Below are 15,738 nucleotides of genomic sequence, written 5' to 3' on the forward strand. Positions count from 1 at the left end.
CGAGACCCTCGACCAGGTCAAGGAGCCGCGCCAGGCCTGGGGCTACAACGCCGGCCAGCGCCGTGTGCGGCGTGCGCCGAACCTTGCCTACGACACGCCGATCGCCGCCGCCGACGGCCTGCGCACCGCCGACGACACCGACATGTTCAACGGCGCGCCGGACCGCTATGACTGGAAGCTGCTGGGCAAGAAGGAAATCTACATTCCCTACAACAACTACAAGGTCAGCAGCCCCGAGGTGAAGTACGAGGAACTGCTCAAGCCGGGCCACCTCGATCCGCAATACACCCGCTACGAGCTGCACCGCGTGTGGGTGGTGGAAGGTACCCTGAAGCCGGGCGCGCGGCATATCTACTCCAAGCGCACCCTGTACCTCGACGAGGACAGCTGGAGCGCGGCGGTGGTCGACCAGTACGACGGTCGCGGCGAACTGTGGCGGGTGTCGATGGCCTACCTGAAGAACTTCTACGACCTGCCGTACACCTGGAGCGCGCTGGATGTGTTCCACGACCTGCAGGCGCGTCGCTACCACGTGCAGAACCTGGACAACGAGGAGCCGGGTACCATCGACTTCACCCAGGCGATACCGGACGACTCCTACTTCAAGCCCTCGGCCCTGCGCCGCCGCGGCACCCGCTGATCGCTCCGCTCGCCGGCGCCGACCGCTTCCCTCCGGGGAGGAGGGCGGCGCCGATCCCCCCGTTACAGACGGCTTACACGCTTAACAAAAGATAACGTGGCTTCAATTGTCTCCGTCGCCAAACGCTGGCTATATAACGCTCACCACGAACCACTAATAACAACAACGGGGACGGTATCCATGCGTGAGCCCATGACGTGGCGCACTTCGCCCGGCCAAACCGCGGACGCTTCGCGGCATCCGGCCATTCCTTCCAGATCGCCCCTGGCCAGCAGGGCCCTGTCGTTTCTCGGGGCACTTTCTCTTCTGACCTTCGCCGCCACCCCGGTCCTGGCCGAGTCGACGCCAACCGCCGCGCCGCCGCAATTCGCCGTGGAATCGCCGAAGGCCGCCAGCAGCCTGCTGCTCAGCGTCGCCCATGCCGGCAAGCGGCTGGTCGCGGTCGGCGACCGTGGGCATATCCTGCTCTCCGACGACGACGGCAAGACCTGGACCCAGGCCAAGGTGCCGACCCGCCAGTTGCTCACCTCGGTGTTCTTCGTCAACGAGCGCAAGGGCTGGGCGGTCGGGCACGATGCGCAGATCCTCGTCAGCGACGACGCCGGCAGCACCTGGACCAGGCAGTTCGAGGACCTCGGCCGCGAAGCGCCGTTGCTGGACATCTGGTTCGCCGACGAACAGCACGGCCTGGCCGTCGGTGCCTATGGCGCGCTGCTGGAGACCCGCGACGGCGGCCAGCACTGGGAAGACGTCAGCGAGCGCCTGGACAACGAGGACCAGTTCCACCTCAACGCCATCGCCGCGGTCAAGGACAACGGCCTGCTGGTGGTCGGCGAAGCCGGCAGCCTGTTCCGCTCGAAGGACTGGGGCGCCACCTGGGAAAAACTCGAAGGCCCCTACGAGGGCTCGCTGTTCGGCGCCATCGGTACCGCCGATGCGGGCGGCGTGCTGGTCTACGGCCTGCGCGGCCACCTGTTCCGCTCCGCCGATTTCGGCGACAGCTGGGAAGAGATACCGCTGAAGGCGGCGTCCGGCGACCTGGAATTCGGTCTCTCCGACGGCGCGCTGCTGGCGGACGGGCGTATCGTCGTGGTCGGCCACGGCGGCAGTGTCCTCGAAAGCACCGACGGCGGGCGCAGCTTCAGCGTGTTCAACCGTCCCGACCGGCTGTCCCTGGCCGGCGTCAGCGCCACCGGCGACGGCCACCTGATCCTGGTCGGCCAGGGCGGCGTGCACCTCGCTGCGGCGAACGGTGCCGCGCTCGAACAACAACAATAAGGCGGGGGTCGCATGAGTGCCATGAACCAGCATCAGCAAAACAAGGCGAGCCTGCTCGAACGCCTGATCTTCAACAACCGGCCGGTGGTGATCTTCCTCTGCCTGCTGGTCAGCGTCTTCCTGTTCTACCAGGCCACCCAGGTGCGGCCGTCCACCAGCTTCGAGAAGATGATCCCGCTGGAGCACCCGTTCATCCAGAAAATGCTCGAGCACCGCAACGACCTGGCCAACCTCGGCAACACCGTGCGCATCTCGGTGGAGGCGGTGAACGGCGACATCTTCACCAAGGAGTACATGGAGACGCTCCGGCAGATCCATGACGAGGTGTTCTACATCCCCGGCGTCGACCGTTCCGGCCTGAAGTCGTTGTGGAGCCCCAGCGTGCGCTGGACCGAAGTGACCGAGGAAGGCTTCGCCGGCGGCGAGGTGATCCCGCAGACCTACGACGGTTCGCCGCGGGCGCTGGAGGAACTGCGCAACAACGTGCTCAAGTCCGGGCAGATCGGCCGCCTGGTGGCGAACAACTTCAAGTCGAGCATCGTCGACGTACCGCTGCTGGAGATGTACCCGAACCCGAAGAACCAGAGCGAACTGATCAAGCTCGACTACCGCCAGTTCTCCCATGAGCTGGAAGAGAAGATCCGCGACAAGTACCAGTTGCAGAACCCCAACGTGAAGGTGCACATCGTCGGCTTCGCGAAGAAGGTCGGCGACCTGATTGACGGGCTGGTGATGGTGGTCGGCTTCTTCGGTATCTGCCTGCTGATCACCCTGGTCCTGCTGTACTGGTTCACCAAGTGCATCCGCAGCACCATCGCCGTGCTGATCACCACCCTGGTCGCGGTGCTCTGGCAGCTCGGCCTGCTCAACCTGGTCGGTTTCGGCCTCGATCCCTATTCGATGCTGGTGCCGTTCCTGATCTTCGCCATCGGTATTTCCCACGGCGTGCAGAAGATCAATGGCATCGCCTTGCAGTCCAGCGGCGCCGACAATGCGCTGATGGCGGCGCGGCTGACCTTCCGCCAACTGTTCCTGCCGGGGATGATAGCGATCCTCGCCGACGCCGTCGGCTTCATCACCCTGCTGGTGATCGACATCGGGGTGATCCGCGAGCTGGCCATCGGCGCCTCGATCGGCGTGGCGGTGATCGTCTTCACCAACCTGATCCTGCTGCCCGTGGCGATCTCCTACATCGGCATCAGCAAGAAGGCGGTGCAGCGCAGCAAGGATGACGCGGTGCGCGAGCACCCGTTCTGGCGCCTGCTGTCGAACTTCGCCAGCCCGAAGGTGGCCCCGGTGTCCATCGCCATCGCCCTGCTGATGCTCGGCGGCGGCCTCTGGTATGGCAAGCACCTGAAGATCGGCGACCTCGACCAGGGTGCGCCGGAACTGCGTCCCGACTCGCGCTACAACCTCGACAACGACTTCATCATCCGCAACTACTCGACCAGTTCGGACGTGCTGGTGGTGATGGTCAAGACCTCCCCGGAAGGCTGCTCCACCCACCAGGCCCTGGCGGCCATGGACGAGCTGGCCTGGAAGCTGGAGAACACCGAGGGCGTGCAGTCGGCGATCTCGATGGTCACCGTGTCCAAGCAGGTGATCAAGGGGATGAACGAAGGCAACCTGAAATGGGAGACCCTGTCGCGCAACCAGGACGTGCTGAACAACTCCATCGCCCGTGCCGACGGTCTCTACAACACCGACTGCTCGCTGGCGCCGCTGCTGGTCTTCCTCAACGACCACAAGGCCGAGACCCTCGACCGCGCGGTTGCGGCGGTGCAGGCCTTCGCCGCGGAGAACGACAAGGACGACCTGCAGTTCCAGCTGGCCGCCGGCAACGCCGGGATCGAGGCCGCCACCAACGAGGTGATCAAGCAGTCCGAACTGATCATCCTGGTTCTGGTGTACATCTGCGTGGCGGCCATGTGCATGATCACCTTCCGTTCCTTCGCCGCGACCCTCTGCATCGTCCTGCCGCTGATCCTCACCTCGGTTCTCGGCAACGCGCTGATGGCGGCGCTGGGCATCGGCGTGAAGGTCGCGACCCTGCCGGTGATCGCCCTCGGCGTCGGCATCGGGGTGGACTACGGGATCTACATCTACACCCGCCTGGAGTCTTTCCTGCGCATGGGCCTGCCGTTGCAGGAGGCCTACTACGAGACCCTCCGCTCCACCGGTAAGGCGGTGCTGTTCACCGGCCTGTGCCTGGCGATCGGCGTGGCCACCTGGATCTTCTCGGCGATCAAGTTCCAGGCCGACATGGGCCTGATGCTGACCTTCATGCTGCTCTGGAACATGTTCGGCGCCCTCTGGCTGCTGCCGGCCCTGGCGCGTTTCCTGATCAACCCGGCCAAGCTGCAGGCCAGGAAGGCCTCGGTGTTCGCTCACTGAGTCGCGCCGAGCCCCGCCAAGACCGCGGCCCAGGCCGCGGTTTTTTTGTGCGGAGGAAGGCCGTCGCGCTTCAGTCCGGCGTGGCGGGGAACAGCAGCTCGCAGCGGAAGCGCTGCTCGTCGCTGCTGTAATGCAGGCGCCAGCCGCTCTTCTGGCACAGGCGCTGGACCAGGTCGAGGCCCAGGCCATAACCGAACGCCATCGACTCCTCCGTGCCCTGGGCCGCACCGATGGGGTTGCTGATCAGCAGGCTGCGGTCGCGCACGACGATTTCCACCACGCCCTCGTCGCTGTACTGCAGGGCGTTGCGCAGCAGGTTGCCGATGATGATCCGTGCGCGGGTCTGCGGCAGGCTGTGTGGCTCCACGTCGAGGTGGAAGGTCAGGCCGCGGCGCTGGCTCAGCGCCTGTTGTTCCTCGAGCAGTTCCTCCAGCAGGCGGCCGACCTCGATGTGTCCGTCGTCGCGCAGTTCGCCGCTCTCGCGGCTGAGCCAGAGCAGGGTCTCGGTCATCTGCTGCATGCCCAGCGCCGAGCGGCGGATGCGTTGCAAGGCATGCGGGGAGGGCGCGCGGCCGGGTTGGTCGAGCAACTCCAGGTTCATGCCGATCACCGCCAGCGGGGTGCGCAGCTCATGGCTGGCGTAGCGCAGGAAGCGCTCCTCGCGCTGGCTGAAGTCCTTGATCCGGGTCACGCTGTTCCACAGGGTATCCGCCAGCACGTTGAGTTCGCGGTAGTTGAAGCGCGGCCGCTGGCTGTCCGGGGCGAGGTCGTCGAGGGTCATCGACCAGCGCGTCAGCTTGCGCAACGGCGCGACGATGAACCAGACCAGCAGGCCGACGGCGGCCAGCGAAGGCAGGGTGACCGATAGGGTGACGATCCAGGTCTGCCTGACGCGGGCGTCGATGATGGCGTCGGACAGCGGCGTGTCGATGCTGCCGGCGGCGTCGTTGTCGTAGAGGTAGAGCGTCTTGCCGTCGGCCAGTGGCTGGCGGACCACCACGTAGGCATCGTCGCTGGGCGCGTCGTCATCCTCCTCTTCGTCATCGTCGTCCCAGTTGCCGAGCAGTTGCATGGCGCCGATGCTCTTGTAGGGCGGGGTGTCGAGCATCTCCCTGAGTTTCGGCGGCAGCCCCGCGGTGCCGACGCTGCCCTTGAAGTAGTAGCTGTCCGGCGCCGGCGTAGCCGGGTCTTCCTGGTAGCGCTGGGCGAAGTACAGCCCTTCCTCTTCCATCATCATGCTGAGCAGGTAGAGGGCGCCGGTCTCGCCGTAGTCGCCGAGCATGCGCGTGTAGACCAGCAACACCCCGGCGAGGATCAGGGTGACGCCGCCGCCGACGATGGGGATCAGGCTCAGGCCGCGTTTCATTTGCGCTCCAGCTGGAAGCCGACGCTGTGCAGGGTATGGATCAGAGGGGTGGCGAACCCCTTGTCGACGGTGCTGCGCAGGTGGTGCATGTGCACGTTGAGGGTGTTGCTTTCCGGCGGTTCGTCGCCCCAGACGCTGCGCCCCAGCTGCTCGCGGGTGACCAGCGCGGGGCTGGCGCGCATCAGGCACTCGAGGATCTTCCAGGCGGTGGGGGACAGCGCCAGGGGCGTGCCGCCGCGGCTGGCCTGGCGGCTGTCGAGGTCCATCACCAGGTCGTCGACCTGCAGGCGCTGGGCCTGGCCGCTGCGGCGCCGGCTGAGGGCTTGCAGGCGGACCAGCAGCTCCGGCAGTTCGAAGGGCTTGAGCAGGTAGTCGTCGGCGCCGGCGTCGAAGCCGTCGAGCTTGTCCTGCAGGGTATCCAGGGCGGTGAGCATGAGTACCGGGGTCTGCAGGCCGGCTTCGCGTAGCTGGCGACAGACCTGCCGGCCGTTGATGCGCGGCAGCATGATGTCCAGCAGGATCACGTCGTAGCGGTTGGCGCGCGCCAGGTTGAGGCCGGCCTGGCCGTCGCGGGCGTGATCGCAGACCACCCCGGCGGCCTCGAGGTAGTCGATGACGGTGCCGGCGAGATCGAAGTTGTCTTCGACGACGAGTACGTGGATATGCATGGTATCTGTTCGCATGACGGATGGGACGCTGTGCCTGGTTCGCCGCGGGCGTTGCCCGCGCCTACTTGAGCACCTTGATCGGCTTCACCGGGGTGCCGTCGCTCCACTGGCCCATGCCGGTCTGCTCCGGCGTAGCGCCCAGGGCGTACTGGCGGTTGCGGTTGTAGAACGCCGCGTCGGTGAGGCCATCGAACAGCTTCCAGGTGCCGTACCAGTCGAGGGCGTCGATCACCAGCGGGTCGTGGCCGGTATAGCGGCCTTCGGCCTGCTGGACTTCGAGGCGCTTCTCGACGCGGTCGAGCAACCAGTCGCTGTCTTCTTCCTTCGGATACTGCGGGCCGAATACCGGCGCGGTGGGTGCCGCGTGGTTGGCCAGCAGCGGCGGAGCGCCGTGGCGATCGCTGCGCAGCAGCAGGTTCTTGTCGCTGGGCGGAATGTGCCGGCTCTGGCGGTAGATGCGCTTGGCGTCGGTGCAGGCCACGTGGCTGTCCTCGTCGCCGCAGACCGCCAGCAGCAGGGTGCCCTTGGCCAGCCCCGACAGGCGTTCCTGGGCCACGCCGTCCCAGCGCTTGCCCTGGCTCTTGCCGGGCTCGACCACCATCAGCGCCTTCGCCGCCGGCAGCTTCAGGCGTTCGCTGGCGGCCGCCAGGTTGGCGGCGAGCAGTCCGCCGGCGGAGTGGCCGAGGTAGGCGACCTGGTTCAGACGCGGGCGCACCCCCAGCTCGCCGGCCTGCAGGCGCCTGAGGGCGTCGCCGAGGGCGCCGGCGGCATTGTCGAGGAAGTCTGCGTTGGGCGTCTTCAGGTCCGGCTGGTAGCGCGGGTAGACCACCACCATGCCGCGGCGGACGATATGGTCGATCCAGGCGCGGTAGAGGTCCGGCTGCATCACGCTCCAGCCGTGCAGGAAGATCACCAGCGGAGCGTTGCCGGGGACCGGTTGCTCGGGGGTGAACACCCAGTATTCGCGAGCGCCTTCGCCGAAGTGCCACTGATGCACGCTGGCATGGCGATAGGCCGCGCCGCCCGGCCCTTCGGCCGGCTGCGTCGGCGGCGTGGGCGGCGTGGGCGCGGTCGGCGGTTCGGCGGCCGTCGCGGCGTGGCCCAGGAGCAGGCCGCACAGGACGAGGTGCAGGGTACGGAAGCGCATGCGGGCCCTCTTGCGGAATCGGAATGTCGTGCCAGTCCTAACCATAGCGCCGTTCAGCGCGGATAGAGCGGTGGCAGGCCGCCATTGTCGACCGCTCCCGCCGGCGCTTGTTCCGTGGTGGGCAGGGCGCGGATCGCCCGCCACAGGTCCTCGCCCTGCCAGGAATGGCCGCTCTCGCTGTACAGCGCGCCGTTGAGGCCATCCAGGGCGTCGGACAGCGGTACGAAGCGGGCCGCCATGTCGGCCAGGGTATCGGGTTGCTGACGGGCCCAGGCGTCCAGGGCCTGGCGGGTCGCCTGGGGATCGTTGGCCAGGCAGGCGCGGCGCAGCTCGTCGAGCAGGCTGCGGCTGCTCGGGCCGTTGGCCGCGGCGCGGATCACCGCCGGCAGTTGGCGGGCGCGCCACCAGAGGCCGAAGCCGAGCAGGGTGGTCAGGGCCAGCACGGCGGTAGCCAGTTGCCAGGGCCAGAGCGTCGGCTCCAGGCGTTCGCCGAGCGGCAGCGCCGCCGCCGGCGGCTCCGCCTCGGCCTGCGGCGCGGCGGCCACTTCCAGGGTGCGCGGTGGCAGGCTGGTGCGCTCCAGGCGGTCTTCGCGGGTGTTCCACCAGACCACTTCGAGCGCCGGCAACTCGATGCGCCCGGCCTGCTCGGGCACCAGCGCCTCGCGCTCCTCGCGACTGCCGATGAGGCCCTGGTCGGTGCTCTGGTCGGCCAGCTGCGGTTGGTCCGGGTAGCGCCGCAGGCCTTGCACGTCGGGCAGCGGCAACGGCGGAAGCTGGGTGCCGGAAAGCCCCTCGACCTTCAGCAGCACGTTGCGCGTCAGCGATTCGCCGACCTGCGCCTGTTCCGGCTGCGGGCTCCAGCTTTCGCTGATGCTCAGCGCGCGGGCCGGCATCCAGGGCGCGTCGGCCGGATAGTCGGCAGGCTTGGGCCGGACCTGCAGCGGGATGCTCGGCGAAGTCACCCGCATCTGCCGACCGGGGCGCGGGCCGAAGGGGTTGTAGTCGTCGCTGCCACGGTCGACCAGGGTAGCGCTGAAGGCTTGCGCAGGAATCTCCAGGGTGCCGCTTTTCTGCGGGAAGATCGCGTAGCGCACCTCGATCACGCCGTGGCGGATGCCGTTGATCTCCTTCTCGTAGGTGCGCGCCTCGCCGAGCTGTTCGACCTTCGCGTCGTTCATCGCCAGCGGGGTCAGGCTGCTGTCGTCGTATAGCGACACCGAGTGGTAGATGCGCAGGGTGAGGATCGCCTGGGCCTGCACGTAGACCGTCTCCTGGTCGACGCTGGCATCGATGAAGACCGGCGCCAGCTTGCTGCTCTTGGCGCGGTCGCGCGCCTCCAGTACGTGCAGCCTGATCGGCTGGGTGCTGCTGGCGCCGAGGCTGATCGGCGGGATCGCCACGTAGCCGCTCTGCTTCGGCAGGAGGGTGACGATCCAGCGGGTGGTGGCCTGGGCCCGGCCGTTCTGCGTGGCGAGACGGTTGACCTGGCGCGTGCCGAGGACCTCGAAGAGGGCGTCCAGCGGGCTCAGGTCGGGTTTGCCGAAGAGGGTCGGGTCGTCCGATTCCAGCGTCAGTTCGACGCTTTCCCCTTCGGTCAGGCGGGCGCGGTCGACGCTGGCGCTGAAGCTGGCATGGGCGGAGACGCAGAGGAGCGCGAGAAGCAGGCTGCAGAACAGGCGGATCATGGCGTGGCTTCCTGGCGTTGCTGCTGTTGGTACCAGAACTTGCGCCGCAGCAATTCGGCGGGATCGTCGGGAATCTGTCGCAGCCATTGCTCGAGGGCCTGGCGACGTTCGTCGTCGAGTCCGTCGTCGGCTTCCTCGTCGCCCGTCCGCTCATCCTCGGCGTCGGGCTGTGGCTGCGCTTGGCCGGGTGCTCCGGCGGTCTTCTCGCCTTCGTCTTCCGGCAGGCTGGTCGAGGGCGCCGCGGCCTGGGCCTTCTGCGCATCGACGGTCGCCGCGTCGCGCGGCGGCCGCTGGCTGCTTCCGGATGGCGGGCTCTGCTGGCTCGCTTCCTGGCGCTGTTCCTTGTTCTCGCCGGCCTGCTGCTGCGCCGCCTGTTCCTGGCGCTGGCGCAGCAGTTCCTCGACCAGGGCCTTGTTGCGTTGCGCGGCGACCAGTTGCGGCTGGCGCTCCAGGGCTTGTTCGTAGGCGTCGACGGCGGCTTCCAGTTCGCCCTGGCGGGCCAGGGCGTTGCCACGGTTGTAGTGATCGTCGGCCTGGTCGCCCTGGGCGAAGGCCTGGGCCGCGGCGGCGTAGTCGCGGGCCTGGTAGAGCGACAGGCCTTTCCAGCGGAAGTCCTCGAAGCGCTTCGCCGCCTCGTCCGCCTGGCCCCGTTGCAACAGGCGCTGGCCTTGCTGGTCCGGACGCAGCCAGAGGTCTTCGAACTGGAAGGCCATGGCCGGTTGCGGCAGGCTCAGCATCAACAGCGGCAGGCAGAACAGCCAGCCGCGCCGTCCGGCACAGGCGGCCAGCAGGAGCAGCGGCAGGAGCAGCCAGTAACCCTGGTCGGCCCAGCGCTGCAGGCGCAGCAGGGCGTTCTCGCGATCTTCCTCCAGCGTGCCGCCGCGGGCCAGCAGGCCGAGGCTGTCGAGGTCGCGGTCGTTCGGCCGCAGGCGCTGGTAGCCGGCGCCGATCTCCGCGGCGAAGCGGCGCAGCCCGCTTTCGTCGAGCCTGGGCAGGAGGATGCCGCCCTGGTCGTCCTTGAGGAAGCTGCCATCCTCCTGCTGCACCGGAGCGCCCTTCGGCGTGCCGACACCGAGCACGGCGAGGCGCGCCGCCCGGTGCTCGAGGGCGCTGCGGATGCCCTGGCGCTCGGGTTCGCTCAGCTCGCTGGTCAGCAGCAGCAGGCGGCCGCGGCCCTGGGCGCCCTGTTCCAGCAGGTCGAGGGCCTGGCGCACGGCGAGGTCGGCGCGCTGGCCGGGCTCGGGCATGATCGAAGGTTTCAGGGCGTCGAGCAGGTTGCGCGCGGTGAGCTGGTCGTCCGACAGCGGCACCAGGGTATGCGCGCTGCCGGCGTAGACGACGATCGCGGTCTGCGCGTCGTTGCGCGTGCGAAGCAGGTCGAGCAGCTTGCGCCGGGCCTGCTCCAGGCGGGTCGGCGACAGGTCGCCGGCAAGCATCCCGGGAGTCAGCTGGAGGATCGCCACCAGCGGGTCGCTACGCTTCATCGAGGGCTGTTCCAGTTGCTGCCAACTGGGCCCGAGCAAGGCCAGCAGGGCCAGCAGCCAGGCGATGCCGAGGCAGATCCAGGGCATGCGGTTCTGCCGCCCGGCGCCGCCGACCAGCAGCCAGGGCTGGAAGGCCGTCGGCAACAGCAACTGCCAGCGTCCGGCACGACGCTGGCGATGCAGCAGCTTCCACAGCAACCAGCCAAGCAGCGGCGCCAGCAGCAGCCAGTAGGGGCGCAGCCAGTGCGGCCAGGCGTCCAGCAACAGGTTCATGGTTGCCTCCCGGAACGGCGGCGCGGCCAGGTCCGGTTTTCCCGTGGCCAGAGTTCCAGCGCCACCAGCAGCACACTCAGGCCGAGGGCGGCGGCCAGCGGCCAACTGTACAGCGCCAGGGCCGGGCGCGCCCGGGTAGTCTGCTGGGTGACCGGTTCGAGGCGGTCGAGGGTCGCGGAAATGCTTTCCAGCTCGGCGCTGGATCGCGCGCGGAAGTATTCGCCGCCAGTGCTCTCGGCGATACCGCGCAGGGTCGGCTCGTCGAGATCGAGCCCCGGGTTGAAGCCGAACAGGCCGGGCACGCCGCCTTGCTGCGGGTCGGCGCCGATGCCGATGGTGTAGATCTTCACCTGTTGCTCGGCGGCCAGTTGCGCGGCGATCTGCGGGGCTATCTGTCCGCCGGTGTTGGCGCCGTCGGTGATCAGCACCAGCACCCGGCTTTCCGCAGGCCGCTGGCGCAGGCGCTTGACCGCCAGGCCGATGGCGTCGCCGATCGCGGTGTTCTTGCCGGCGATGCCGATCTGCGCCTCGTCCAGCCAGACCCGCACGGTGTGCCGGTCGAAGGTCAGCGGCGCCTGCAGGTAGGCCTGGCTGCCGAACAGGATCAGGCCGACGCGGTCGCCACGACGGTCTTCGATGAAGTCGCCGAAGAGTTTCTTGATCAGTTCCAGGCGGCTGATCTCGTCGTCCTGCCAGCGCATGTCGCGGTAGTCCATGGAACCGGAGACATCCACCGCGAGCAGCAGGTCGCGGCCGCTGGCGGGTAGCGGCAGGGGGTCGCCGACCCACTGCGGGCGGGCCGCGGCGAGCAGCAGGAGGAACCAGAGCAGGGCGAAGCGCATCTGCTGCCGCCAGGCCGGCAGGCGTGCGCGGGCACGACGCCCGGCGAGGCTTTCGAGTTCGTCGAGGAAGCTCACCTTGAGCGCCGCCTCGCCGCTGTCGGCGGCCGGCAGCACCAGACGCAGCAGCCAGGGCAACGGGGCGAGGGCGAAGACCCAGGGCCAGGCGAACTCAAACATGCTTGCGAATCCAGGTGGCGACGGCGGCGTCGAGGCCGTCCACGGCCTTGTCGTCGAGGGTGCAGTCGGCGCGGTAGCCGCCTTCCACCAGGATCATCCAGCGGGTCAGGCCGGCGGCCGGGCAACGGTTGTCGAGGAACGCCAGCCAGGCGCGGCCGCTGAGGGCGTGGCTGCCGCTATCTGGCCAGCGCGCCCTGCAGACCCGCTTGAGCAGGCCGTTGATGGCCTGCAGCCAGGGCCCGGCGGAAGCCCTGCCGTAGGGCTTGGCAAGCGCGGCCAGTTCGGCCAGGGCCGCTTCGCGCAGCGGATCCAGCGGCGCTTCGCCGCGGGTGGCGATGGTGCGCCGCGGCAGGTGCCGGCGCAGTCGCCAGAGCCCCCAGCCGAGCAACGGCAGCAGGGCGGCCAGCAGCCACCAGCCGGGCGCCGGCGGCCACCAGCCGACGGGCAGGGGGGCGATCAGCGGTTCCAGCCGGTCGAGCGGATTCATGCGCGATACCCCGGCTGGTGTTGTTCCAGCAGGTCCCGCAACTGCTCCACCAGGTCTTCCTGGGTCGACAGCGGCAGCAGCGGCACGCCCAGTCGCTGGGCCAGCCGCTGCCAGCGCGCGCGGCGCGCCTCGGCCAGTTCGCGATAGGCCTGGCGCAGCTCGTCGGCGTGGGTGTCCAGCTCGAGGTCGGCGGCGCCTTCGCGGAAGCGCAGCAGTCCGGCGGCGGGGAGGGCATGGTCGAGCGGGTCGGACAGCGGCAGCAGCACCAGGTCGGTATGGCGTGCGATCAGGCTGAGTTGCTGCTCGGCGACGTCATTGAGTGTGCGCTCGTCGCACAGCACCAGGATCAGGCTGCCCGGGCGCAGCACTTCGCGGGCGCGGCGCAGGGCCAGGCCGAACAGTTCGCCAGGCCGCTCGGCCGGCGTCTCGCGCAGCTCGCGATTGGCCCGCAATAGCTGGTTGAACAGTTGCAGCAGGCTGTGCTTGCTGCGTCGCGGCTTGATTTCGTGGCAGTCGCGGTCGCTGAATACCAGGCCGCCGATACGGTCGTTGTGGGCCAGCGCCGACCAGCCGATGAAGGCCGCCGCGCGTGCCGCCAGCACTGCCTTGAAGCACAGGCCGGAGCCGAAGAACAGGCGCTGGCTCTGTTCGACCAGGACGAACACCGGTCGCTCGCGTTCCTCGTGGAACAGCTTGGTGTGCGGCTCGCGGGTGCGCGCGGTGACGCGCCAGTCGATGGTCCGTACGTCGTCGCCGGGCTGGTAGATGCGCACCTGGTCGAAGTCCACGCCGCGTCCGCGCAGGCGCGAGTGATGCAGGCCGACCAACGGGCTGCGGCGGTTCTGCGAGGAGAACAGGCGCGCTTCGTGGAGCCGGTGGCGCATTTCCAGAAGCTCGTCGAGGCCCAGTTCGACGCCCGGGGCGGCGCTCAGCATGGCGGCGGCCTCAGGCCACGGCGACCACGTCGAGGATGCGCTGCACGACCCGGTCCTGGTCGATGCCGGCGGCTTCCGCCTCGAAGGTCAGGATCAGGCGATGGCGCAGCACGTCGAACAGCACCGCCTGGATGTCCTCGGGGCTGACGAAGTCGCGTCCGCCCAGCCAGGCGTGGGCGCGCGCGCAGCGGTCGAGGGCGATGGAGCCGCGCGGGCTGGCGCCGTAGGAGATCCATTCGGCGAGTTCCGCGTCGTGCTTGGCCGGGGTGCGGGTGGCCATGATCAGTTGCACCAGGTATTCCTCCACCGCGTCGGCCATGTACAGGCCGAGGATTTCCTGGCGCGCGGCGAAGATGGTTTCCTGGGTCACCCGGCGCTCCGGCCGGGCCTCGCCGTTCAGTGCCTCGCCACGCGCCTGCTGGAGGATGCGGCGTTCCACCGAGGCCTCCGGGTAGCCGATCTTGACGTGCATGAGGAAGCGGTCGAGCTGGGCTTCCGGCAACGGGTAGGTACCTTCCTGCTCGATCGGGTTCTGTGTCGCCATCACCAGGAACAGCTGTGGCAGGTCGTAGGTGCTGCGGCCGACCGAAACCTGGCGCTCGGCCATGGCTTCGAGCAGCGCCGACTGCACCTTGGCCGGGGCGCGGTTGATCTCGTCGGCCAGCACCAGGTGATGGAAGATCGGGCCTTGCTGGAACACGAAGGTGCCGGTCTCCGGACGGTAGATCTCGGTGCCGGTGATGTCGGCGGGGAGCAGGTCGGGAGTGAACTGGATACGGTGGAACTCGGCTTCGAGGCCTTCGGCGAGGTCCTTGATGGCCTTGGTCTTGGCCAGTCCCGGCGCGCCTTCCACCAGCAGGTGGCCGTCGGCTAGCAGCGCGATCAGCAGGCGGTCGACGAGTTTTTCCTGGCCGAGGATCTGGCTCGACAGGTAGCCCTTCAGTCCCTGCAGGGCGCTCTTGTGCTGCGTGCTTTCTGGCTCGTTGCTCATTGTCTGGACTACCGGTTCCAAGGCCTGCTGGGGTGTCGCTCGGTGGCGCACGGCGAGGCCGGCGCGCGCGGGCGGGGAAAAGGCTCCGCTCTGCGGCGGATGACGCCCCCCGATCCCGCACATGTTAGCGCACGGCGACTGCCTAGCGTACTCTCCGACGCTCGTGCCGCGCCTATTCGTGAACCCGCGCGGGTATGCCGGTGAAAAGCCTCCGCCTCTCGCCGTGACCTGCCTCGCGAAGCGCGGCGGATCGACGCGCCCGGGGAACTTCGCCGGCTCAGGCGGGTCGGTTTCCGCGATGCGAACAGCGAATGGACAGAGCGTTTGTCAGGAGCGACATTGCCGGGGCTTGCCCGGCGCAAGGGGGGGGGCCGCGCCCGGCGTGGGTGGCGGCGCTGGGTCGGTGGGCTGCTGTTGCTGCTCGGCGCGCTCGCCAGCGGATGTTCGAACGCGCCGCGCAACGCCGCCGGCGAGGACACCAGCCAGGGTTCGATGCGCGCCGGCGAATTCCTCCAGACCGATGCCGATCGCATGGCCACCCTGGCCATGCGCGACAACCTGCAAAGCCTCTACCAGTTGCTCTGGAAGCTGTACAAGCGCAATCCCGCCGAATGGAAGAAGACCGGCCTGCCGAGCCAGGCCGACGCCGAGCTGGCGATCCGCCGGGCCATCGAGCAGAACCGCGAACTCAGCGACCTGGGCGGCCGCCGCGACATCGCCGCACTGTCCTACTCCCTCGATCCGGCGTTCAAGGGCGACCGCGTCGGTGCCTTCATATACTCCCTGGCCAGCATGCTGATCACCGCCCATGGCGGGCGCACCGAGTTCTACGTCTACCAGGGGATCGACGCGCAGTACGTCTACAACGCCGCGCGCAACGTCGAGGTCGCCACCTGGATGCTGGCTACCCGCAAGGACGACAAGGGTGCCCCGTTGCTGCTTTCCAACGCCCTCACCGACGACGCCAGCAACCTCAGCTACGCCCGCGAGTTCGCCAAGATCGTCGCGCGCCTGGACCTGCTCGCCGAGGTGCTCGGCGAACGCTACCGGCGGATCAGCGTGAACTACGCCCAGGGACTGCTGTTCATGCATTTCCTGCCGGTGCAGTGAGCCGATGCTCCCGGGGTGAACGAATATGTCGCAGCACGGTAAGTGTTTTGCCTTGCCGGCTCGTTAAGCTCTGTCGGATATGACCGGCGGGTCGCTCGCCGAAAAGGGCGGTTCCCGGTCAGCCTTTGCTGTGCGCCTGCCTGCCTGGATTAATGCTCAGCTTCTGCTGAACTTCATGGACGCAGCGAGGGTCGGTCCGAAGGTGCGTTGCTCGCGACCTTTCCCGCGAACCGCTCGCCTCCATGAAATAACAAGCCAAGC

General features: G+C 68.4%; 13 protein-coding genes. 4 read left to right on the forward strand and 9 right to left on the reverse strand.

Translation table 11 applies throughout. From position 1 onward, the window contains the following. From HMPREF3014_RS09560 to HMPREF3014_RS09570, 3 genes are all read left to right on the forward strand, one after another. The coding region (locus tag HMPREF3014_RS09560) for a DUF1329 domain-containing protein (RefSeq protein WP_139196461.1) at window positions 1-640 on the forward strand (640 nt) is incomplete at its 5' end. A gap of 180 nt (window positions 641-820) precedes the next feature. Beyond that, entirely contained in the window at window positions 821-1,918 is a 1,098-nt protein-coding gene (locus HMPREF3014_RS09565) for a WD40/YVTN/BNR-like repeat-containing protein (protein ID WP_003119767.1), read from the forward strand. A gap of 12 nt (window positions 1,919-1,930) precedes the next feature. Then, entirely contained in the window at window positions 1,931-4,312 is a 2,382-nt protein-coding gene (locus HMPREF3014_RS09570; protein ID WP_003104998.1) for an efflux RND transporter permease subunit, read from the forward strand. A 70-nt stretch (window positions 4,313-4,382) separates the two neighbouring features. Here the strand turns inward: HMPREF3014_RS09570 and cprS are convergent, their stop codons facing one another. The 9 genes from cprS to HMPREF3014_RS09615 all read right to left on the reverse strand — a co-directional run bounded on the left by cprS (window position 4,383) and on the right by HMPREF3014_RS09615 (window position 14,367). Then, on the reverse strand, window positions 4,383-5,678 hold the full coding sequence (cprS, locus tag HMPREF3014_RS09575) for a cationic peptide sensor histidine kinase CprS (protein WP_003105000.1): 1,296 nt from the start codon (window positions 5,676-5,678) through the stop codon (window positions 4,383-4,385). Next, window positions 5,675-6,346 (reverse strand): cationic peptide response regulator transcription factor CprR, encoded by a 672-nt coding sequence (cprR, locus tag HMPREF3014_RS09580; protein ID WP_003091311.1) that lies wholly within the window; start codon window positions 6,344-6,346, stop codon window positions 5,675-5,677. Before cprR ends, cprS begins: the two co-directional genes overlap by 4 nt. Window positions 6,347-6,407: 61 nt before the next feature. Further along, entirely contained in the window at window positions 6,408-7,493 is a 1,086-nt protein-coding gene (locus tag HMPREF3014_RS09585; protein ID WP_034068092.1) for an alpha/beta hydrolase fold domain-containing protein, read from the reverse strand. A 53-nt stretch (window positions 7,494-7,546) separates the two neighbouring features. Beyond that, on the reverse strand, window positions 7,547-9,178 hold the full coding sequence (locus tag HMPREF3014_RS09590) for a BatD family protein (protein ID WP_003113945.1): 1,632 nt from the start codon (window positions 9,176-9,178) through the stop codon (window positions 7,547-7,549). Next, window positions 9,175-10,935 (reverse strand): VWA domain-containing protein, encoded by a 1,761-nt coding sequence (locus HMPREF3014_RS09595; RefSeq protein ID WP_003107432.1) that lies wholly within the window; start codon window positions 10,933-10,935, stop codon window positions 9,175-9,177. Before HMPREF3014_RS09595 ends, HMPREF3014_RS09590 begins: the two co-directional genes overlap by 4 nt. After that, window positions 10,932-11,954: a vWA domain-containing protein gene (locus HMPREF3014_RS09600; protein WP_009876783.1), complete on the reverse strand. Its 1,023-nt coding sequence runs from the start codon at window positions 11,952-11,954 to the stop codon at window positions 10,932-10,934. The genes HMPREF3014_RS09595 and HMPREF3014_RS09600 overlap by 4 nt, the downstream gene beginning before the upstream one ends. After that, window positions 11,947-12,441 carry a DUF4381 domain-containing protein gene (locus HMPREF3014_RS09605; RefSeq protein WP_003113947.1) on the reverse strand — a complete coding sequence of 165 codons (495 nt, stop codon included), beginning with the start codon at window positions 12,439-12,441 and terminating at the stop codon, window positions 11,947-11,949. Before HMPREF3014_RS09605 ends, HMPREF3014_RS09600 begins: the two co-directional genes overlap by 8 nt. Then, window positions 12,438-13,376, reverse strand: coding sequence for a DUF58 domain-containing protein (locus HMPREF3014_RS09610; protein ID WP_003091295.1), 939 nt, complete (start codon window positions 13,374-13,376; stop codon window positions 12,438-12,440). Before HMPREF3014_RS09610 ends, HMPREF3014_RS09605 begins: the two co-directional genes overlap by 4 nt. A 10-nt stretch (window positions 13,377-13,386) precedes the next feature. Further along, on the reverse strand, window positions 13,387-14,367 hold the full coding sequence (locus HMPREF3014_RS09615; RefSeq protein ID WP_003091294.1) for an AAA family ATPase: 981 nt from the start codon (window positions 14,365-14,367) through the stop codon (window positions 13,387-13,389). 339 nt (window positions 14,368-14,706) lie between these two features. Here HMPREF3014_RS09615 and HMPREF3014_RS09620 point away from each other — a divergent pair, with 339 nt between their 5' ends. Next, window positions 14,707-15,477 (forward strand): hypothetical protein, encoded by a 771-nt coding sequence (locus tag HMPREF3014_RS09620; RefSeq protein WP_023087158.1) that lies wholly within the window; start codon window positions 14,707-14,709, stop codon window positions 15,475-15,477. Window positions 15,478-15,738 lie beyond the last annotated feature (261 nt).

The sequence above is a fragment of the Pseudomonas sp. HMSC065H01 genome, assembly GCF_001815235.1.
In the GTDB taxonomy this organism is placed as follows: Bacteria; Pseudomonadota; Gammaproteobacteria; order Pseudomonadales; family Pseudomonadaceae; genus Pseudomonas; species Pseudomonas aeruginosa.